The 19,447-nt window shown below is 41.1% G+C and carries 20 protein-coding genes, 1 tRNA gene and 1 other annotated feature; of the genes, 8 read left to right on the plus strand and 13 right to left on the minus strand.

All coding sequences use genetic code 11. The features are described 5' to 3' along the window. Positions 1 to 132 precede the first annotated feature (132 nt). Positions 133 to 741 carry a 3-isopropylmalate dehydratase small subunit gene (gene leuD / locus AACU32_RS39535; RefSeq protein WP_096607645.1) on the plus strand — a complete coding sequence of 203 codons (609 nt, stop codon included), beginning with the start codon at positions 133 to 135 and terminating at the stop codon, positions 739 to 741. On the opposite strand, the gene AACU32_RS40850 is transcribed toward leuD, so the two are convergent. The 3 genes from AACU32_RS40850 to AACU32_RS39545 all read right to left on the minus strand — a co-directional run bounded on the left by AACU32_RS40850 (position 738) and on the right by AACU32_RS39545 (position 2,535). Next, the gene (locus AACU32_RS40850; RefSeq protein WP_096607646.1) at positions 738 to 983 is read right to left on the minus strand and encodes a hypothetical protein; all 246 of its coding nucleotides are present in this window, start codon (positions 981 to 983) and stop codon (positions 738 to 740) included. The genes leuD and AACU32_RS40850 overlap by 4 nt on opposite strands. A gap of 77 nt (positions 984 to 1,060) precedes the next feature. After that, positions 1,061 to 1,699, minus strand: coding sequence for a HesA/MoeB/ThiF family protein (locus AACU32_RS39540; protein WP_096608378.1), 639 nt, complete (start codon positions 1,697 to 1,699; stop codon positions 1,061 to 1,063). Positions 1,700 to 1,704: 5 nt separating this feature from the next. Beyond that, on the minus strand, positions 1,705 to 2,535 hold the full coding sequence (locus tag AACU32_RS39545; protein WP_096607647.1) for a hypothetical protein: 831 nt from the start codon (positions 2,533 to 2,535) through the stop codon (positions 1,705 to 1,707). Positions 2,536 to 2,777: 242 nt separating this feature from the next. Continuing rightward, positions 2,778 to 2,833 (minus strand) — a sequence feature (23S ribosomal RNA rRNA prediction is too short). A 274-nt stretch (positions 2,834 to 3,107) separates the two neighbouring features. Between AACU32_RS39545 and AACU32_RS39550 the strand changes: the two genes are divergently transcribed. Beyond that, positions 3,108 to 3,557, plus strand: a complete 450-nt coding sequence (locus AACU32_RS39550; RefSeq protein WP_096607648.1) for a WYL domain-containing protein — start codon at positions 3,108 to 3,110, stop codon at positions 3,555 to 3,557. Between the two features lie 159 nt (positions 3,558 to 3,716). On the opposite strand, the gene AACU32_RS39555 is transcribed toward AACU32_RS39550, so the two are convergent. The 8 genes from AACU32_RS39555 to AACU32_RS39590 all read right to left on the minus strand — a co-directional run bounded on the left by AACU32_RS39555 (position 3,717) and on the right by AACU32_RS39590 (position 10,840). Then, on the minus strand, positions 3,717 to 5,150 hold the full coding sequence (locus AACU32_RS39555) for a vWA domain-containing protein (RefSeq protein WP_096607649.1): 1,434 nt from the start codon (positions 5,148 to 5,150) through the stop codon (positions 3,717 to 3,719). A 268-nt stretch (positions 5,151 to 5,418) separates the two neighbouring features. After that, complete coding sequence (gene rplL, locus AACU32_RS39560; RefSeq protein ID WP_096607650.1) at positions 5,419 to 5,799, minus strand: 50S ribosomal protein L7/L12; 381 nt, start codon at positions 5,797 to 5,799, stop codon at positions 5,419 to 5,421. An 81-nt stretch (positions 5,800 to 5,880) separates the two neighbouring features. Next, a tRNA-Ser gene (locus tag AACU32_RS39565) sits at positions 5,881 to 5,951 on the minus strand. 32 nt (positions 5,952 to 5,983) lie between these two features. Continuing rightward, positions 5,984 to 6,712 carry a hypothetical protein gene (locus AACU32_RS39570; protein ID WP_096607651.1) on the minus strand — a complete coding sequence of 243 codons (729 nt, stop codon included), beginning with the start codon at positions 6,710 to 6,712 and terminating at the stop codon, positions 5,984 to 5,986. A 538-nt stretch (positions 6,713 to 7,250) separates the two neighbouring features. Then, a complete protein-coding gene (locus tag AACU32_RS39575) occupies positions 7,251 to 7,451 on the minus strand; it encodes a hypothetical protein (protein WP_096607652.1) in 201 nt (66 codons plus the stop codon). A gap of 882 nt (positions 7,452 to 8,333) precedes the next feature. Continuing rightward, complete coding sequence (locus AACU32_RS39580; RefSeq protein ID WP_096607653.1) at positions 8,334 to 8,681, minus strand: hypothetical protein; 348 nt, start codon at positions 8,679 to 8,681, stop codon at positions 8,334 to 8,336. A 105-nt stretch (positions 8,682 to 8,786) separates the two neighbouring features. Further along, on the minus strand, positions 8,787 to 9,950 hold the full coding sequence (locus tag AACU32_RS39585) for an NAD(P)/FAD-dependent oxidoreductase (RefSeq protein WP_096607654.1): 1,164 nt from the start codon (positions 9,948 to 9,950) through the stop codon (positions 8,787 to 8,789). Further along, positions 9,950 to 10,840 (minus strand): isopenicillin N synthase family dioxygenase, encoded by an 891-nt coding sequence (locus tag AACU32_RS39590; protein WP_096607655.1) that lies wholly within the window; start codon positions 10,838 to 10,840, stop codon positions 9,950 to 9,952. The genes AACU32_RS39585 and AACU32_RS39590 overlap by 1 nt, the downstream gene beginning before the upstream one ends. A gap of 41 nt (positions 10,841 to 10,881) precedes the next feature. Here AACU32_RS39590 and AACU32_RS39595 point away from each other — a divergent pair, with 41 nt between their 5' ends. Further along, positions 10,882 to 11,355 (plus strand): GNAT family N-acetyltransferase, encoded by a 474-nt coding sequence (locus AACU32_RS39595; protein WP_096607656.1) that lies wholly within the window; start codon positions 10,882 to 10,884, stop codon positions 11,353 to 11,355. Positions 11,356 to 11,390: 35 nt separating this feature from the next. Continuing rightward, a complete protein-coding gene (locus tag AACU32_RS39600; protein WP_096607657.1) occupies positions 11,391 to 11,897 on the plus strand; it encodes a GNAT family N-acetyltransferase in 507 nt (168 codons plus the stop codon). Positions 11,898 to 12,567: 670 nt separating this feature from the next. On the opposite strand, the gene AACU32_RS39605 is transcribed toward AACU32_RS39600, so the two are convergent. Together AACU32_RS39605 and AACU32_RS39610 are read right to left on the minus strand one after the other, a co-directional pair. After that, positions 12,568 to 13,248, minus strand: coding sequence for a hypothetical protein (locus AACU32_RS39605; protein WP_096607658.1), 681 nt, complete (start codon positions 13,246 to 13,248; stop codon positions 12,568 to 12,570). Continuing rightward, complete coding sequence (locus AACU32_RS39610; RefSeq protein ID WP_096607659.1) at positions 13,220 to 13,684, minus strand: hypothetical protein; 465 nt, start codon at positions 13,682 to 13,684, stop codon at positions 13,220 to 13,222. Before AACU32_RS39610 ends, AACU32_RS39605 begins: the two co-directional genes overlap by 29 nt. Before the next feature lie 322 nt (positions 13,685 to 14,006). Between AACU32_RS39610 and AACU32_RS39615 the strand changes: the two genes are divergently transcribed. From AACU32_RS39615 to AACU32_RS39630, 4 genes are all read left to right on the plus strand, one after another. Then, positions 14,007 to 15,131, plus strand: a complete 1,125-nt coding sequence (locus tag AACU32_RS39615) for a phosphotransferase enzyme family protein (protein ID WP_096607660.1) — start codon at positions 14,007 to 14,009, stop codon at positions 15,129 to 15,131. Then, positions 15,128 to 15,673 (plus strand): DOMON-like domain-containing protein, encoded by a 546-nt coding sequence (locus AACU32_RS39620; protein ID WP_096607661.1) that lies wholly within the window; start codon positions 15,128 to 15,130, stop codon positions 15,671 to 15,673. The genes AACU32_RS39615 and AACU32_RS39620 overlap by 4 nt, the downstream gene beginning before the upstream one ends. Positions 15,674 to 16,004: 331 nt before the next feature. Then, positions 16,005 to 19,130, plus strand: coding sequence for a plasmid replication protein, CyRepA1 family (locus tag AACU32_RS39625; RefSeq protein ID WP_096607662.1), 3,126 nt, complete (start codon positions 16,005 to 16,007; stop codon positions 19,128 to 19,130). A 95-nt stretch (positions 19,131 to 19,225) separates the two neighbouring features. Beyond that, a complete protein-coding gene (locus AACU32_RS39630; protein ID WP_096607663.1) occupies positions 19,226 to 19,438 on the plus strand; it encodes a hypothetical protein in 213 nt (70 codons plus the stop codon). The last annotated feature ends 9 nt before the right edge of the window (positions 19,439 to 19,447 follow it).

Genomic DNA, 19,447 nt, shown 5'->3' on the forward strand with positions numbered 1-19,447 from the left:
TGGGGCTAGTTATAAGACTTGTGCGTACACCGTAGCCGCAAGCGAGGAGGGGCAAAAACCCTAACAAGCTGATGCCAAAACTCTCTTAAACTCTTTCTTTGTGTCCTTTGCGGTTCGTTTTTTACTAAATTTATGGTCAGTGAAGTTAAAACAGTTGCCGGTCGCGGCGTACCTTTAGTCGGTAATGATATAGATACCGATCGCATTATTCCAGCGCGTTACTTAAAAGCCATCACCTTTGATGGGTTAGGCGAAGGCGCATTTATCGACGATCGCACTGCACTTAAAGGTGAGCATCCCTTCGATCAACCACAATACCAAGGGGCGAATATTCTCATAGTTAACCGCAACTTTGGCTGCGGTTCATCACGGGAACACGCACCCCAAGCACTTGCTAAATGGGGAATTAAAGCTTTAATTGGTGAAAGCTTTGCGGAAATCTTTTTCGGTAACTGCGTGGCGATGGGGATACCTTGTGTAACTGCTGATAGTGCGACTGTCAAAAAGCTTCAAGAATTAGTAACCGCTAATCCTCAAGCATCTGTGACTGTAAATTTGGAAACTTTGCAAGTCCAAATTGGAGATTACACTGCCTCAGTAACTATCAACGAAGGTACAAGAAGCACCTTTACTGCTGGGACTTGGGATGCTTGCGGTCAGTTGGTAGCTAACGCTGATAAAGTTCGGGCGACTGCGGCGAAGTTACCTTATGTAGCATGGGGTAATTTAGCTGCTGGTTAGCGGTTAATTTTGCAAAGCAAGGCGGTCGCATTTTCACGCGATGCAATTGAATTGTATCCGGATACAATCGCATTGTCACCCGATACAATCGAATTGTTTCCGGATACAATCGCATTGTCACGCGATGCAATCGAATTGTTTCCGGATACAATCGCATTGCAACCCGATGCGATCGCTTGACTGTATAACCCATATTCCGTAGTGCGTTCGCGTAGCGTGTCCAAAGGACAAACATCTTGCACGATGAATGAACACCAGCGAGCGAGACGCTCGCACTACAAATTTATTGGGTATTTAAAAAATTGGATGTCCCTAGTTCCTAAAGAAATAGCGGTTGAATTGTCATATCCTTGAGGGTAATGGTAAAATTTCGCTGTTCTGTGGTTGCAATGAAGGAAATCACTGCTTCACAAGCTACAGCAACGGTTAACATTACCAAGTTTCGCGCTAAGGGATAATCACAGATATCATCATTCACATCAGAAGGAACGCGGTAAACGTCATTCCAAATCACTTCTGCATAATCGGCTGAAAGCCCAGCATGAAGACAAGGTATATTGAATTGCTCTGCATAATCTTTGACTGCTTGACGGGCGATACTGTTATCAAAAGCGTCGATAATTAGCTGACTATCTTTGAGGAGTTGACTGGTATTTGCTGATGTCAACTCCTTTGTTTTGCCTTCAATTTTAGTACCAATGGCGCGATATAAATTATTCGCCAAAATTTTGGCTTTAAATGCGCCAACGTCGGAACGGTAATAAGGCTGAGTAGAAAGATTACGCTCCTCAATGCGATCGCAATCAATCACTGTCAGTTTATCAAAACCAGACCGAGCCAAGTTTTCTGCAATGTTAGCTCCTAATGCACCAGCCCCACAAATGGTGATAGGATAATCCTTCAGCTTAGCCATTACAGCATTGCTGCGGTAAAGCTGTTCGTGAAAAAAGATGCTCATAATCCTTACCATTCCTGTTGTTCCATCACACCCACTAAGGATTGCAAATCAAAATCGCGATCGCGTCCACTCAGACAAATCCCAGAACTAATCACTGTCAAATCAATTTTAGCGATCGCACTTGTATGGCGAATACCATCAGCAGTTCGCCAATTCACCGTCCAGTAATCACCATGATCCTGAAATTGGCTTAATTCACCACCGCCTTGCTGTAACGCTTTGCGCAGTCGTTTTTCATCTTGTTGGAGTTGAAAACCCTCAATTCGCTCAGTGGCTAATTCATAGACTGTGCGCATCTCTGGAGTCATCCCCTTAAATTGCAATTTTGCAGCTGGGGTTAATTGCTGAATCGCAGATTGCAGAGTTTCCGTAATTATGGGATCGGTACGGCGATCGATTTCCTCAAACCAGCAGGATTTTCCATGACAACGGGTAATAATTTGCTCAAAAGCCACACCCTCAGTTACTAGATGAACTGCGATCGGCTTTACCAGCTGCAACCGTTGACGCATATCTACTTCATTCACAGGATATGCTAACCAAGTTTGTCCCCGCAATTGGTTTGCTAACCGCAGCCTAATTTGGGGAAAATGTTGCAAGTATTCGGCAATTTGGGGTAAATCTGCTGATTCCACAACCGTTGCTGTCTTTGCATCCACAGGCTGAAATATACCCCAACCTTCAAATTGACGCGGCTTTGGTGTGAAGGTGTAAACCATTCCCGCTACCTTTGTGCGAACTCGTCCACCTTTGACACAGGGAGCGATAAATTGGTTAGCAGACAACTGTATTTCTGCTTCAGCAATTTGGTTAATTAGCTTACGGATGTCAGTCATAAATAATCCTAATTTATAGGATGCAAAGTTAAGTAATAATTTTGCGCCAGGAATTTCTCTGTAACTTCTTACCTCTGTGTTCTCTGCGCCTCTGTGGTTATATAAATTATTTTTTAACCGCAGAGTACGCAGAGGACGCAGAAAAATAGATTTTATAACTCACCTTGAAAAGGCTAATTACTAATTAATGTGCGTGCAAGTTGGTGGAGCATTGCGTGTTCTCAGTTACTAGAGGGACTCCGCTGGTGAGTTGTTACACACTCTTTCAAAGATGGCTACTTCTAAGCCTACTTTCCAGGTTCTTCGCACTCCTCGTTCACACACGCCCACTGCATTTGACAGTGTTACCGTTCCTCTCGTACTAGTATGTAGGCTCCACGAGTTGGGGCACGCAAGATATTCATATATTACGATATACTACAAATAAATTTCCGCTTTTCGGGCAAAAAGTAAAGGAAACGCTAGAGTATCAGCAATATAGCTATTAACCCATCTTTGTAATTCAGGATACTAGCAAAATTTAGTAAAAGAAGATTTAATAGTGCAGTAGTATATAGGTACTAAAAAAGCTCATGACTAGAAAGAAAAATTCAGGTGATAATTTTGGATTCCAAAAGCCTAAAAATATAAAGGGTCTAGAAAAACCAAAGAATAGCTTTAATCCAAAAACACCAATCCATAAGACTACACTATCAGAACCGCCACTGCCAGATCCCAAATTGTTAGAACTTATCGAACTTATCAAACAAGCAATTACTCAAAAGCATCTGATTGAGTTTTACTATCAAGATTTCCAACGTATCGCAGAACCTCATACTCTTGGATTAAAGGATGGAGTTCTACAAGTTTTAGTTTATCAAGTTAGTGGTCAGAGCAGTTCAGGTCAACTTCCTAATTGGAGGCGCATGAACCTTGATAATATGTTACGTCTTCGGATTATTGATGAAACTTTCTCTAGCCATCGTCCCTCTCCATCCGGGAATCATAGTTCATGGGATGAAAGGATAGCTACTGTCAGTTAGCTATTTTAATGTTTAGGTTGTTTTACAAGCGAGAAAGTGGTCTAAATAGCAAAGATATTTCTTGTGAATTTAAGATCTCTACTAGACCGAATCAATTGAAAATTTACAAAGTAAGCAATGTTTACTATTACAAATAGTGAAAATTACTTACTTTTTAACTTACTTATCTGCTCGCACCGGCAACGGTAGATCCATGATCTCCATCAGCAAATCCAGGCGAGAGGGGCGCGTTAGCAGTGGCACAAGATTAGGCAAGCTGTAGTAGTCACCCGCGAAGGTAAACGTATCTACAGGTGCTTGCTGCTGCTTAAGTTGGCTCTCCAGCCAGTTGTAATGAGTACCTACACGGACAATCACTACATTGGGGATTACCGCCAATTCTCGGCAGTAGGTCTTGTAGACTTCACTGAAGTAAGGTGTAGCATTTTCACCTTCATCAGTCACTATAATGATCTGGTCAACTACCTGCTTCTTCTTGCGCATTGCTTCCAATGCACAACCGATACTAGTACCACCACCTGCATTGATGTGCTGGAAAGCACGCTCCCAGTCGCTCAACTCTTTGCCCTTAGCGGTGACAGCGTAAGGCATGGTATCGAAGGCGTAGACATATAATTCTGCCTGGGTGATACCAGAGATGAGGGCAGCGAGTTGCTTACCAACTGCGATCGCATTCTCCATTGAACCAGATTTATCCACCAGTAGAGCGGTAGGACGAGCGATCGCACCACGCCGTTTCACCTGCTCGTTGGTCACTTTTTCCAACTTTGCAACGGTGTCTGCGTCTAAATCTGCGGCATCTGCGGCAATCTGTGCTTTGAAAGCTGACACCCGCCCACTCTTAGATGCTTCCTCTAGCTTGGAATCAATCAGCTTTTTGACTTCTGGGTGATCCATTGCACCTCTAGCCTGAAGAGACTTGAGTTTGTTGATCACTTCTTGGGGAGTCATGCTGTTGATTAACGCCACCAAAACAACTGGTGTGAGTTGCTTGATTGCACCAATTGCGATCGTGTAGGGAATGTTGAATTCCACAATTAGCTGTGCTTGTGCTGCGGTACTTTCCGCCTTAGCAAGCTGCTTCAGCACATTTGCTAAAGAACCTTCTGGTGGAGTATCGCGGAAGAGAATTGCATTTGCCCGTTCATTTGGCTTAATGTGTAGCGAAGCATACAAGTGCTTCATCGCCTTTCGACCCCGTAGCGCCGCCCGATCAAACAATGCTGGATTGCTTTCCCGTGCTTTTAGGTAACGCCGCACCGCAGTCCGCGCCGAACGAGGTAGTTTATTTTGCTGCTGCTTCATGAAGTCCACTACACGAGCCACCTGATAGGGCGGAAACTCTTGCAGCATCATAAATCCAGCATCTCGGTGTTCAGTCAGATTGCTTGTTAACAGGTGAGCAATAAATACTTCCTTATGATCGCGGACATCACCATGACGCTGATACCAAACCGCTAGGTGTCCGTAGAACAGGGGATCTAATTCAACAATCAACTTATGAATTTCTGCGACTTGCTCAAGTTTGCGGTGAGGAGTTGTCAGCAAACTATTGAGCATTTCCAAACGTAGATCGCGTTCTGCTGTATTCATGATAACCTCCTCCAGTTGTGATAAATGAGGAGGCAGATGTTGCACGCGGGGCGATAAATTCACCGCGCAAGTTGTAGAAGCATTGTGTATAACTTGAGCAGAGTTATGTAAGCTTCTGCGATCGGGGCGCGGCAACAACTGCCAATAATAAAGTTGGAAAATCTCTATTTCTTCTCTTGGCGTACTTGGCGTACTTGGCGGTTCATTTAAAAAAGAATCTCACGCAGAGACGCAAAGACGCAAAGAGGAAATCTTTAATTGCACTGTTTTATGTCAAAGAAACGATCGCTCCTGTTTCCTCTAACTGTTGCTTGAGGACTTGGGCAGCTTCTTGATCCAATCCTGTATGCACCACTTTAGGAAGAGAGTCCACAAAGTCTTTTGCTTCTTTAAGTCCCAATCCAGTCACCGTCCGAATGACCTTGAGTAAGGCAATCTTTTTCTCTGCTGGAACCGATACCAACAAGACATCAAACTCCGTCTGAATTTGTAATTGAACCTCATCTTCATCTCGTTTATCAATTTGAATGAGCTTCGGTGTAGAAATATCAACATTGAAGGTTGCTTCAATCTGCTTGACTAGTTGAGCAGTTTCGTTGACATTTAGAGACTTGATTTGTTCTAAAATTTCGAGAGTTTTCACAGACATGGCAACCTCCAATGAGTTGCAGTTAACTCATAATTGATAATTAATAAAATCACCTCATGCAAGTTGAAAAAGCTGTTGATTCACACACAGGATTTGAACCTGTAATAGCTTGATCTCAAGTCAAGTGCCTGTTCCAATTCGGCTAGTATGTAAGCTTTTTCGGTTAGGGCACGAAGTGAAAATTTTATTGTTTAGAAAGTAGTTTTAAAATAACTCGAATCTCTTTCTTACTACATTGTCGTTTACTCACAGCATAAGATGGTATGCCGCAGTAATAACGATGCCAAAGAATATGGGTTAAACCTTTTAAACTATCCTTTGTATCATGATTTGATTGTTGGGGGAAATCTCCAAAGGTAATGAGATACCAAATATCATTCAGTTTTTGGTATTCATGATAATCATCAATGATGATGAAATCAGTTTCTTGGTTCCTTTGCTGCTGCTTTCGAGGTACTTTCTCGACTCCACAAAGAATTCCTGTTTCCGGATGGATATAGAAGCACAGGCGGTAAGTCCCATTTAACGGAATTGGGTAACCTCGGTAAGACTTCCCATAAGGGATACCATCAATGATTTCTACATAGCGTTCAACGTAATCCCATATATGACCGATAACGTGCCGTCCTGTCATTGTATTGGAATCTAATCGTTGACAAAGTTCGCTGTAAACATCGTTCCAAGGCTGTCCGACTTTGGAACGTAACAGCCGACGCAAGGGGCCAAGATGATCTGAAAGATACTTTGATTTATGTCTAGGTTTAATCAAGTAATGATTAAATAATCCATCCTGAATTGCATCTTGGGTGAGTTTGTATAGTTGCTTTTTATAACCTGTCTGCTTTTTAAGCGGAATTCTTCTCCCACTGCGAGGACGCTCAATCACAATTTCGTTCAAACGATGTTCGCTCATAACTTATGTTTCTGAAAAATATGTTGCTTAGAGATAGTTGTACTGATTGAATTGTTAAGCTACATAAGTTAGGGGACATCATTGAATTCACCTCCATATATGTGATTGAGTTGCAGTAATAGATTAATACAATTGAAATAATGGGAATTCCGCACAAGTTAGCAAAGCAGTTTTTCACAATTGCCTTTACCATTTTGGCTACGCTCCCATCAAAGGGAGCGACAGGACTCGAACCTGTATATCTTTTCACAGATAGTGTGTGTATGCTTCACAAGTTAGGGCGCGGAATAAAGCTAATAATTCGTAATTAAGAAAGCTAGATTTAATTTGGTGTTTGTGAGAAATTACTCCGTGCAAGTTCAAGAAGCTGTTTACAGCTACGGCTGCTCTTACCAAATATTGGCAGTGGGCACGCATTTTAAATCTGCGAGAGATTTAATCATGCTTCGCTAGTTCGATCGCTCGAATTTCACTACCTTAGAACCGTTCTCAATGTGTATGTATGCTTCTAATGTTTGGGCACGGATGATTAGGCATATTAACCATAAACGGCTTCAGGACGAATAATCAAATCACCGCTGGGACGGCGATCAATTATGTAAGCTCCCAGGCGATCGCTATTTACATCCAAATGACGAGCCACCTGTTCTTTAACTGCAACATCGTTCATCCCGGCGCTAATTCCTAGCTGTGTTTCTGTAACATCAACAGAACGTCCTTCAAATCTAATATGTACCATTGTCATCACCTCCCTTTTAATTACGAATTACGAACTTGTACTGAGCGAAGCCGAAGTATTACAAATTATTTCAGTGGATCTGATCGGGATTGAACCGATACCCTCCCTGTGAGAGTTACACTCACACCTCATGCGAGTTGAAAAAGCTGTGGTTACAAACGCAGGAATCGCACCTGCAACTTATCGTTTTAGAGACGATCGCTCTACTTATTGAGCTAGTATGTAAGCTTTTTCTGTTAGGGCACAAGTGACATCCGGGATCTCTACCGTTAGAGCTACAGACCCAAGTGTGCATGATTGCAATGTTTTAATTGATATCTTTGCAGCTTCAATAGAAGTTAAAGCAAATGGAGTCGTCGGGAATTGAACCCGAATCCTGCAACTGTCCGTTTGTTGGTTTCAGAGCAGTCGAACGCCAATCGCGACCCCAAAAGTAACATCTATCGTAATTGCAAGGTCTTGAGCAGTTGGAGTTTTAACCTTTGCGGAGGCTTAACTCTTGATACTACAGTTGTAATATAAAACTTACATGATGTCAAGGGGCATACTACAAATTTTTTGAGTCGTCAGTAAAAAGGTGTCTTGGTTTCAATACCTGAGCTAGAAACAGACATGTAGTATGCTCTTGACAATCTGGTTAGTGCGATCGCATATTCAGCTAAAAAGGTAAACAGGTAGGGAACGTCCGTCCCCTACGGTAATTTGTACCTCACCCTTCGGGTTCAGCAGTCGCTCATGGGGGGAACCCCCATCGCTCTTAGCGTCTCCCCTTGGGAGAAGACCACGCTGCTTCACCAACTTGTAATTTGCTGTATACATTCTCAACCTAAACAGTACTCCCCCACATTAACGATTGGGGGTAGCGATTTCGTAGTCAGGACTTCAGCCCTGATCTTTAGCTAAATCTTGCCAAGGTGAAATAGGTAATTGCACAATCGACTGTACAGCACAACCTTCTAGAAAAATGGGAATTCTTCCACAGTTGGGACATTTCATTTCATCATCCTGCTTACTATCAGGTTTATTTTTTGGTTTAGGTTTAGAGTTTTGTGGTGTTAAAAAAATTACTTCAATAGATAGTGGAGTCGAGCAACTGCGACATTCGCAAATTATTAACTGCCCAGCCTCACTACTTTGGTAGATTTTAACGTGTTGGGTGGGAAATGACTGTTCTGTTTCTTCCTGCTGTGATTCCGTTTCGTCAAACCTTCTAGGCTTTGGTGTGTCCATCTTGCTTCCTGAGAGATCGTGATTTTTTAAGAAATTTCTAGCCAGAGTCAAAGAATCCTTAATAATACACTAGTACACCTGAAAGTAAACTGCTTAGGAAGCGTGTTAGCCGGAAGCTTTGGCGGAGCGATCGCTTAATAGCTGGCTGATAATCTCATCTTCCTTACTTGATACATATTTGGCAAAACGCTGTGCTAAAGGTGGTACAAAAACCAAGGGATTACTGAAGCCAGAAAAAATATGAACGCCTTCCAATTCTGGAATCGCACCAATTAAGGCTAAACGATGAGGATTAAAAGCTACTAAGCAATGATACCAGGTTCCTGGTAAATTTTCTAACGCTGGTAAAATTTTGCCAATACTGGTGCGCAGCCATTGTTCACTTGCTTGGGAGTTGACTTCAGCATGAGGATCTGTAAGAGTGCGGCTAATTTGCCCTATGCGCAAACTGCCATCTTGAAATTGAATTGCACCTGCATCTAAAATTGGTGGTACTGGCTCATTACCTGGTTGATTCCATAATTCATCAACTTGGGTAGATTGGGCTTCTAGTTGAAATCTTTGGATATTTGCTGGCATTACCAAGGTACTTAACCGCAAATCCACAGGCGGAGTTTGAATAATTTCTGCATGGGTGAAATATAGTTTAATCGGTATCCCAGCGGCTTTTAATAGCTGGCGGCTGAGTCCACCTGCACAAATCGCTACATTAGCGCTGGCGAAAGTTGTAGTAGCGGTTTTTACAGCGTTCGTAAATACATCTAAGACCTGTGCTATCTGAATTTCACCGCCAATACGTAGAAAAGCTTGAATGTAAGCTTGTGTAGTTTTTTCTGGGTGGATATGACCGTGTTTGACAGTTAACGCACCGACAATCGCATCTCGATTTAGCAGTGGTTCTAATTCCCCGGCTTCTGTAACCGTGAGTAATCGCGGGGGAATGGCACAATTAGCATAAGATTTAGCAGCTATTTCTGGATCGCTAGTACTGGGAATAGTCAGTAATAAATCCAATTCCCGGAATTCAATATCAGCGTCTAACTCTTGAGGAAGGATTTGGTAACGCGCGATCGCATCTGCGCAAAGTTGGCGAGTTATTGGTGTATTACCTGACCAATAAGCTAGTCCACCATAACTATAGCGAGTTGCATTATCTGCTATTTCGTTTTGCTCTAACAACAGCACCGAAAAACCTGTTTTTGCTAATTCATAGGAAAGTGCTGCACCTGTAATTCCAGCACCAACAACAATCCAATCGTAAGTTTTCATTAATATGTTGCTTGTAAACGGCTCAACAAATATTCTCTCGCAAGTATGGGAGGATCAATTGGAGAATGATAATTTCGGCAACTTTCAAGACAAGCAATTTCCGTATTATCATTAGGATGACAGAAAAAAGCCACAGAATAGCGAGATTGTTTAATTTTGCTATCATTGGGAATCATTACCCGATGTTTCGTTGAGCAAAATACATGATTTGTCCAACGCTGCATTAAATCACCCGTATTCACTATTACTGTACCAGGAATTGACGGTGCTACTATCCATTCTCCGGCTGTAGTTTGTACTTCTAATCCGCCAATGTCATCTTGGAATAGTAAAGTAATGCTGCCATAATCAGAATGTTCACCAGCACGTACCTGTCCTGATTTAGGCGTTGTTTGTAAAGGGGGATAATGCAGCAATCTTAAGGTATGATTTTGTTGATTGTGTCTAGAGGTAAAAAAATCTTCTGGTAATTCCAAAGCTAAAGCCAAAGCTTGCAACACAGTGTTAGCTAATTGTGTACAAGCATCATAAAATTCGATTTCATTGAAATCAGGTAAAATTTTCAATCTATTTTCTTGTTTACCGATATTAAACGCCTCTTTTAAATCTCCAGGTTTTTTGGGGTCAAGGCGTTCTCGTTCTATGCCAACATAACCTGTATTGCTAAATTCATCACTCCAAGCTAGCTGCTGCTTGATAGCTAAAGGTAAATTAAATAAAGATTGACTATATTGGAATACTTGCTCTACCATTTCTGGTGATATGCCATGATTTTGCAAGTACATAAAGCCAATTTCATGGACAGCTTGATAAATTTCTTTAACTACAGTTTGTCTGGCTGTAGTATCTTTCTTGAAGGCAGATAAATTAATTATGGGAATTGCCACCATTTGAAAATTACTCTTTGAATTAGTGGGTAGAGGAATCAAGTTTGCTAAAAATCATCCAATTCCAGGCTGAAAAACATCAATCTGATATTCGTCAACTGTGGTGGGAATATTTTAACTGGTCTAACTTAATATTTACCCACGAATTAGGTATCAGTTTTGATGTCAGTCAATTCGTAGAACAATATATAGCTCAAATTGACGAATTTGCGCCACCAACAGGACGCTTACTACTGGGAGAGTATAACAACAAAATAGTTGGCTGTGCTGGTTTGCGAAACATTGGTGAGAATGTCGGCGAAGTTAAAAGGATGTTTGTCAGGCAAGAATTTCAAAGAAAAGGAATAGGCAGGTCTTTATTAAGAGCTATGATTAATGAAGCCCGCAGTGTTGGTTATGCAAAATTACGTTTAGATACCGCACCATTTACTAAAGCAGCATTATCGCTTTATCGTTATTTTGGCTTTTATGAAATTGAACCATATTTTGAAAAAACGGAAATTCCTCTAGAATATTGAGAAAACTGGGTTTTTATGGAATTGAGTTTAACATCATGAATATCCGTAGTGAAACTATCCTAGACTATCCTGCAATAGCTGAGGTAAATACACTAGCTTTTGGACAAGAGAACGAAGCTAAATTAGTTGAGGAAATTCGTCATTCTGAGCGTTATATTCCTGAACTTTCGTTAATTGCAGAAGTTGAAAATATTGTAGTTGGTCACATTTTATTCAGCTACATTGACTTAGTAGGTGAAGAAAGATTACAGGTACTTGGTTTAGCACCTATGGCAGTTTTGCCAGATTTTCAAAGACAGGGAATTGGTAGCGCGCTTGTAAAAGCTGGTTTAGAAATAGCAAATGCAAGAGGAGAAGTTATGGCGATCGTTCTTGGTCATCCTCAATTTTATCATCGCTTTGGTTTTGAGCCATCAGTTAATTATGGAATTGAGTCGCCGTTTCCAGTTCCAGAAGATGTTTTTATGGTTAAACCACTGCAAAGTTATCAGCAAATTTATCAGGGAAAGGTTATTTATCCACCAGCTTTTGAAAAGGTGTAATTATTCTAGCTTGAAAATATTATTGACTGTTGACTGTTGACTGTTCAGAGAAATTTTCTGTTCCTACTTGTGTAAGAGGATGTTTGAAAAGTCCTTAGTGATTTAGCAAATATTTTTAGATCCCCCTAAATCCCCCTTAAAAAGGGGGACTTTGATTCTAGTTCCCCCCTTTTCAAGGGGGGTTAGGGGGGATCAATAAGTGTCAAGGTACAGCCAAAGACTTTTAAAACAACCTCTAATAGACATCTTGCAAAAGTTTTAATTTTCGCGTTATTCTTTGCGCATTTCCATGAGTTTTTCATACTATACTCAACAACGGCAAAATATTTATGCAAGAATTCTAATTTATGACATGAATTTCTAGCTGGAAAATTGGGGCGTTTAGGCTAGGGATAGGATACAAGGAGGACAAATGAGACAAATGATAAATGACAACTGATAACTGACAAGAATACAGCACATTCAGCAACTTGGGTTAATACTTCGACCAATTATTGATGTCGATACTCCGAGGCTTTTATGCTCGATGCCTTATACCCATTTTTATATGTTCTGGTATCCGCTGGGAATGAAGGGTATTTAATATTAAGAATAAAGGTCTGATAGAGCTTATTCTAAAAAAGGCAGCACCTGATAACTGTTGAGTTCTGGAAGGAATTAAAGTGTTAAATTAAGCCGATTCAAACACCCCTGGTGGAATTGGCACCAGTTTGGGAGTAGACAAGCAAGTTCCTTGTCTATACCAAATTCCTTCAACCTCGAAAGCTTCAAATTGAGTGGTTAAAATTGCCCAAGCATTTTCATTGAGACCGGCTGAGTAAGTCCAAGTAAATTGGCGATCGTTGTATAATCTTTGCTCCAATTCGACTAAGTCTTCCGGTAGCCAAAATTTGGTCATTACTCGTTGAGTTGCAATCTCTGGAGGAGTTTGTAGCATCTCAATCATCGGTTTATTCACAATAATTTGCTTGCGGTTATCTTGTCTGACGATGCTGACAGGACGTTCATTATCCGCCGCCGCCACCATGCGATATAACAACTCATCAGGGAGATGCAGTTGGCTACAAAATACTGTACCCCCAGTTTGTAAGATCCGTTCGGCAGTTTCGGAAGGTGCTGGCGGTTCTTGACTAGCCATCCATCCGAAAAACTCGATTGGTTGCTTACAGCCACGCCATTTTATCCGTACCTTACCGTTAATTTTTGATGCTGTTTCACTAAGTTCCTCACCGTAGTTTTGAGCTAGCTGTGTAGCATCGCGTTTAGTAGGGGCTAAAATTGACAGTCCTTCATAAGACATTTTATAGTTCCAGCCCGGTAAGTTAAGGACTTTCAGAATACTCACACTCATCTGCTTTTACACCTTCAGAAACTCTATATACTTTTACACCCTGAGGATGTTGATACACGGACGGTTTATATGTCCCTTGCCAAATCTTTATCCTTTCTTGTTCTGAGATACCCAAAAGCGAGGTGATGATGGCAAAATCTGCTGGTGTTGGTAGGACTTCGCCTTCAGCTAGTGCTTGTAAGTTCTTGATCCCACAACGCTGGAGTTTGCTCATATTCAATCTGACTAGATCGGCAATTGTTGTCAGTGCTTCTTTGGGTGTGTTGTTAGCACCAACACCTGTAGTTTTGTCTAGCCACTCTTGTATCATCTCTTCTACTGCATCGCCTTGAGATATACCCAAACGAGCACAGATGCTTTTGAACTCTAGGGCTAGTTCCAGTGGGATATAACCACTGACTTGTTTGTGATTTTCAGAACGCCTTCGATCAGTCATATCTACATATATTTTAAGATACTTCTCATTTTCTCGTAGTTACCCCGAAAAACAAGACATTTTTGTATGTCTTTTTTAAATGACAAGTAAAGAAATCAAGAAGAATTTTACCGAGGAAGGAATATTTAGTATTTTTTGATACGAGTGTGTAACGTATTAATCTTTTTGAGATGTTGTATTAAATACAAAGTTCGTTAAAAAATTCAGGGCTGAAGTCCTGACTACGAGATTAACCATCAAAACTAATGGCAGCGTAAAAGTTCAACATAGGATACGATATCCCCTAATTCCTTTTGGGCTGTTATGTGAGGGGGGGTAAAATATGACGACGATAGAAGATATCAAAACACAAAGAGCAAACAATCTGATTGCGATCGCCCAACAATTTACGCTTCAGGGTGAGGTGCGGGATATTCAAGCTTTTGGCAATGGTAATATTAATGACACTTTTTTAGTTAGCGTGGATGGGACAGCAGGACAGCGGTTTGTGCTGCAACGCATTAATACACAAGTATTCCGCCAGCCAGAATTGATTATGCAGAATATGTGTATTTTCACTGAACATGTTCTGGAAAAACTACAGCAAAACCCCCTCAACCGTCGCTGGGAAGTACCACGAGTTCTGTTTACGAAAAATGCACAAGATCATTGGATAGATGCTGATGGTGCTTTTTGGCGGGCGATGAGTTTTATTGCAGATTCCCAGTCTTTTGATCGGATGGGCGATCGCACTCAAGCTGGCGAAGTCGGCTATGCTTTGGGTATGTTCCACAATTTGATCAGCGATTTACCACCAGAAAAACTCGCCGATACTTTAGTAGGATTCCACATTACGCCGCTTTACCTGGAACAATACAACCAAGTGCTGGCGACAACGGCTGTAGCGAAAACACCAGAAGTAAATTATTGCTTGCAGTTTGTCAGCGATCGCCAAACTTTTGTAGATATCTTAGAAGATGCCAAAGCTACAGGCAAGTTACCACTGCGTTTGATGCACGGCGATCCCAAAATTAATAACGTCATGTTTGATACTGATAGTGGGCTAGCTATCAGTGTTATCGACCTCGACACCGTTAAACCTGGCCTCGTACATTACGACATTGGCGATTGTTTGCGCTCTGCTTGTAATCTATCAGGCGAAGAAACTGAAGATTGGCAAAATGTCGCTTTTGATACTGATATTTGTGAAGGCATACTCCAAGGCTATCTTTCCGTAGCTAAGGAGTTTCTCACCGAGAATGACTATACATATATATATGATGCTATCCGCTTAATTGCCTTTGAATTGGGACTAAGATTTTTTACAGATTATTTAGCTGGGAATGTCTATTTCAAAGTTAAGCATCCAGAACATAACCTGGCTAGGGCGCTAGTACAATTTGCGTTAACAAAAAGCATTGAAACTCAGGAAAGTACAATTCGCGCCATTATTCAGGATGTGAAATGAACAATCAATCATTTTTACTGCAACCTTTCCCCGGTACTGGGCAATTACTTAATATAGAAATTGCTGGGAAGATTGCCCGAATTGCTAATAAACTGACGATTGAATATACTCTAGTTGGTGATATCACAGAAATTGCCATTGCTCCTCCATCGGCAACACCATCACGAAAACATGAACTGTGGGAAGATACCTGCTTCGAGTTCTTCTTGGGTATGCAGAATTCTCCACGTTATTGGGAATTTAACCTTTCTCCGGCGGGAGATTGGAATGTTTATCGCTTTGATGATTATCGTCAAGGAATGCAAGAGGAGAAAGCTTTCATCACACTCCCGTTTATTGTGCAGCAACAAGGAGATAGTTTACAACTCAATTTAGATTTCGATTTAGATAAAATTATCCCCAAAGAACAAGCTTTAGAAGTTGCGATTACCACTGTCATCAAACGCAGAGATGGTGAAGTAAGTTATTGGGCGTTGACTCATCGAGGTGCTAAGGCTGATTTTCATCAACGAGATAGTTTTATTTTGGAGTTAATTTCCTAGTTAGGACTTTAGTCCTTGATTTTCTGTAACTTTTGTTACTTTTTCCTCAAATAGCATATTTGGGGGAAATTTTGGCTTGACTTCTAGTGCGATCGCATTCCTTAACCTAGGATTATACTGATAATTAAAAATTAATCGCGAATATTTATCACAATACAAACTTATTACCGAACCAAGACAAAAGACAAAATCGCTGACTTTATCTTTTACCGATGTGTCTTATGCCACGGAGTAAAAAAAATAACATAAAACCCTAATGAAAACCATGATAAAAAACCGACAGATGCATGATAAGTTTTAAATCCATCGTCCTCGCTTAGAGCTTTGCCTTATGCATCTGCACTATTTACACCCCCAACACCTTGAGGAATTAGTCAAGAGCAGTGGCATAAATTTACACATTGCGAAGCTGAATTTTTTGTCGCTTCACGGGATCAACGCCTATGAGTACCTGTTAATTTCTGAGTTACTTCCCCGCACCAATACCGGAATGGTAAAAAATGCCTGGTTGCAGCGTTACGCCCATATTACTGAAGGCGGTTGGTGGTGTTCGGGACTAGATCCGCTGAATGATTGGCAAATGATGGAATGGGGATGCTTTAAGCCCAACCAACCCCGGATGAATCAAAATGGGAAGGCGATTAAGTACGAACATCCCCCCAGCACACCAACGCGGGTATTTTGTTTGCAGGTGACGTTAGAAATTTGGCAGCAAGTCGCCCAGCGTTACAATCTTTCTTTGCCCAACAATATCACTATTGCCCCTAATGGCGAAGCTGTAGGCTTTTGGCAATGGGTGATGGAACAGAAGCTACCTGTGATTATTTGCGAAGGGGCGAAGAAAGCAGCCACACTCTTAACTCAAGGATACGCTGCGATCGCAATTCCGGGAATTACTAGCGGTTATCGCGTGGTTAAAGATGACTTTGGCAAAGTTACCCGTCGTCAGCTAATTCCCGACTTAGGAATTTTTGCGATTAAAAAACGCACCTTTTATATCTGCTTTGATTTTGAAACCAAACCCAAAACCATCGCCGCTGTTAATAATGCGATTTCCCAACTGGGTTTTTTATTACAAGAAAAAAACTGTCCTGTGAAAGTTATCGAACTTCCGGGAGTGGAAAAAGGCGTTGATGAATTTATCGTTGCTAAAGGTGCAAGTAGTTTTGATAAAGTTTATCGCCACAGCGTTGATTTAGAAGTTTATCTGGCGCAAACAAAACCCCATACCGAGTTAACTATTCCCGCTGCACTCACTGTTAACTGTCCCTATTTAGGTGAAATCCCTTTCCCCACCTCTGGATTAGTAGGCGTAAAATCAGCCAAAGGCACAGGTAAAACCACAGGTTTAAAAGCTGTGGTAAATCGCTCAAAAATTAAAAATCAACCTGTTTTATTAATTACCCACCGCATCCAATTAGGACGGTTTTTATGTGAAAAAATCGGCATTAACTGGGGCATCAATTCCCGAAACAAAGGAGAAAATCCTTCCCAATCACCCATCCCCCGTGGGCTTCGACTTCGCTCAGCCCACGGGGAATGCCCCATGCCTAATTCATTTGGTTTATGCGTCGATTCTCTTTGGAAGCTGAATCCAGAAGATTGGCAAGGGGCGATAGTAATTTTAGATGAAGTAGAGCAGTCTTTATGGCATCTCCTCAATAGTAATACTTGTAAACAAAAGCGCGTTAAAATTCTCAAAATATTTCAACAATTAATTGCCACTGTTTTAAGCACAGGGGGCTTAGTCATTGCCCAAGATGCTGATTTATCTGATGTTTGTTTAGAATATTTACAGGGATTAACAGAACATAAATTAACGCCTTGGATAGTTTTAAATCAATGGCAACCTCAACGTGGTTGGGATGTGACTTTTTATGATTCTCCCAATCCAACACCACTCATTCATCAATTAGAATTAGATTTAATCGCTGGACGGAAATGTTACGTTACTACCGATAGTCGGACTGGGCGTTATAGTTGTGAAACTATTGAACGTTACCTTAAAGAACGATTAGACAAATTGCGGCGACAATTTCCCAAAACTTTAGTTGTCAGCAGCCAAACCACAAATACGCCAGGACACGCAGCGGTTGATTTTGTAGCAGCAATTAATCAAAAAATTCCCGAATACGATACTGTATTTGTCACCCCAACAATTGGGACAGGAATTAGTATTGATGTCCAACATTTTGATCGAGTTTATGGCATCTTTCAAGGCGTAATTCCTGATTCCGAAGCGCGACAAGCCTTAGCGAGAGTCAGAGATGATGTCCCCCGTGTGGTTTGGTGTGCCAAGCGAGGTATTGGTTTAATTGGTAGCGGTAGCACCAATTATCGCTTGCTTTCTTATTGGTATCAGGAGAATCAAAAAGATAATTTAGCTTTGCTCAGTCCTCTACATAAAATAGATGTAGATTTACCTTTAGTTTATGATCCGATCCATTTACGCACCTGGGCAAAATTATCTGCGAGGGTAAATGCTTCAATTCGCCTTTATCGGCAATCTTTACAAGAAGGTTTAATTGCCGATGGACATCAAATTAGAACCAGAAGCAATGCAGTAAACAATAATATTATTCGCGATTTACGCCTAGCATTTTGGGCAACAGATCCCCAAGATTTAGCTAACCGCAAAAGATTAATCTTAGAAATTGTCAAAGTTCAAAAAGATTGGTCAGAGAAAAAACAAAAAGCGAAAGAGATTAAACGTAAGATTAAAGAAATTAAGCAGCAAAATCAATTATTATCTGCTACTGCTGTAGCTGAAGCCAGAGATATTGATTATGTCGAATATGAACATTTATTAGCCAAGCATTCCCTAACTGATGATGAACGTCACGCCATGCAGAAATATATCCTGCGCCAGAGGTATGGCGTAGAAGTGACACCGGAATTAAAATTACAAGATGATAAAGGCTATTATGGGCAACTGTTAACGCACTATTATTTAACCCACGAAAGCGAGTATTTTCACATCCGCGATCGCCAGGAATGGAATCAGCAATTATCATGGGGTGATGGGCAAGTTTTTCTCCCAGATATAAAGACTTATACTTTAAAAGTTGAGGCAATGAGAGCCTTAGGGATGGTAGATTTTCTGGAAGTAGCAAGAAAATTTACCGAAAATGATCCAGAGTTAATTTTGCTGAAGAATTTAGCAAGTCAAAATAGTAAACATATCAAAAGAGTACTGGGGATTAACTTGGGAAGCCAAACCGAAAACCTGGCTGCAATTACCATTCTCAGCCGCCTGTTAAGTTTGTTGGGATTAAAGCTAAAGCGGGTAAATGCAGCTTATCAAATTGACCCAGAAACTATTGATGATGGTAGAGCAAAAATATTTGCAGTTTGGCATCAAAGAGACGAGTTAATGTTGACTCATTTGCGAAATATGAAAGATAAAGTGGTTGATACTTCTTTTGATTGGCAGTTATTAGTGAATGCCCATAAATAAAAAATTATCGTAGTGAGTACTTTAGTCCTCAAAATCAGTAGTAGGGTGAGCAGTGCCCACCAAAACCCTGATCCTACATATACGATGCGATCGCATTGTCACAGGATGCAACTCAATTGCAGGGTGATGCGATCGCATTGTCACGGGATGCAATTCAATTGCAGGGTGATGCGATCGCATTGTCACGGGATGCAACTCAATTGCAGGGTGATGCGATCGCATTGTCACGGGATGCAACTCAATTGCAAGGCGATGCGATCGCATTGTCACGGGATGCAATTCAATTGCAGGGTGATGCGATCGCTTGAGTTAATAAA

Origin of the sequence: Calothrix sp. NIES-2100 (assembly GCF_963875285.1) — a bacterium.
Classification (GTDB): Bacteria; Cyanobacteriota; Cyanobacteriia; order Cyanobacteriales; family Nostocaceae; genus Aulosira.

Coding starts and splice junctions, on each gene's coding strand:
- leuD (WP_096607645.1), top strand. CDS start 133: ATGGTCAGTGAAGTTAAAACAGTTGCCGGTCGCGGCGTACCTTTAGTC.
- AACU32_RS39540 (WP_096608378.1), bottom strand. CDS start 1,699: ATGAGCATCTTTTTTCACGAACAGCTTTACCGCAGCAATGCTGTAATG.
- AACU32_RS39545 (WP_096607647.1), bottom strand. CDS start 2,535: ATGACTGACATCCGTAAGCTAATTAACCAAATTGCTGAAGCAGAAATA.
- AACU32_RS39550 (WP_096607648.1), top strand. CDS start 3,108: ATGACTAGAAAGAAAAATTCAGGTGATAATTTTGGATTCCAAAAGCCT.
- AACU32_RS39555 (WP_096607649.1), bottom strand. CDS start 5,150: ATGAATACAGCAGAACGCGATCTACGTTTGGAAATGCTCAATAGTTTG.
- rplL (WP_096607650.1), bottom strand. CDS start 5,799: ATGTCTGTGAAAACTCTCGAAATTTTAGAACAAATCAAGTCTCTAAAT.
- AACU32_RS39570 (WP_096607651.1), bottom strand. CDS start 6,712: ATGAGCGAACATCGTTTGAACGAAATTGTGATTGAGCGTCCTCGCAGT.
- AACU32_RS39575 (WP_096607652.1), bottom strand. CDS start 7,451: ATGGTACATATTAGATTTGAAGGACGTTCTGTTGATGTTACAGAAACA.
- AACU32_RS39580 (WP_096607653.1), bottom strand. CDS start 8,681: ATGGACACACCAAAGCCTAGAAGGTTTGACGAAACGGAATCACAGCAG.
- AACU32_RS39585 (WP_096607654.1), bottom strand. CDS start 9,950: ATGAAAACTTACGATTGGATTGTTGTTGGTGCTGGAATTACAGGTGCA.
- AACU32_RS39590 (WP_096607655.1), bottom strand. CDS start 10,840: ATGGTGGCAATTCCCATAATTAATTTATCTGCCTTCAAGAAAGATACT.
- AACU32_RS39600 (WP_096607657.1), top strand. CDS start 11,391: ATGAATATCCGTAGTGAAACTATCCTAGACTATCCTGCAATAGCTGAG.
- AACU32_RS39605 (WP_096607658.1), bottom strand. CDS start 13,248: ATGAGTGTGAGTATTCTGAAAGTCCTTAACTTACCGGGCTGGAACTAT.
- AACU32_RS39610 (WP_096607659.1), bottom strand. CDS start 13,684: ATGACTGATCGAAGGCGTTCTGAAAATCACAAACAAGTCAGTGGTTAT.
- AACU32_RS39615 (WP_096607660.1), top strand. CDS start 14,007: ATGACGACGATAGAAGATATCAAAACACAAAGAGCAAACAATCTGATT.
- AACU32_RS39620 (WP_096607661.1), top strand. CDS start 15,128: ATGAACAATCAATCATTTTTACTGCAACCTTTCCCCGGTACTGGGCAA.
- AACU32_RS39625 (WP_096607662.1), top strand. CDS start 16,005: ATGCATCTGCACTATTTACACCCCCAACACCTTGAGGAATTAGTCAAG.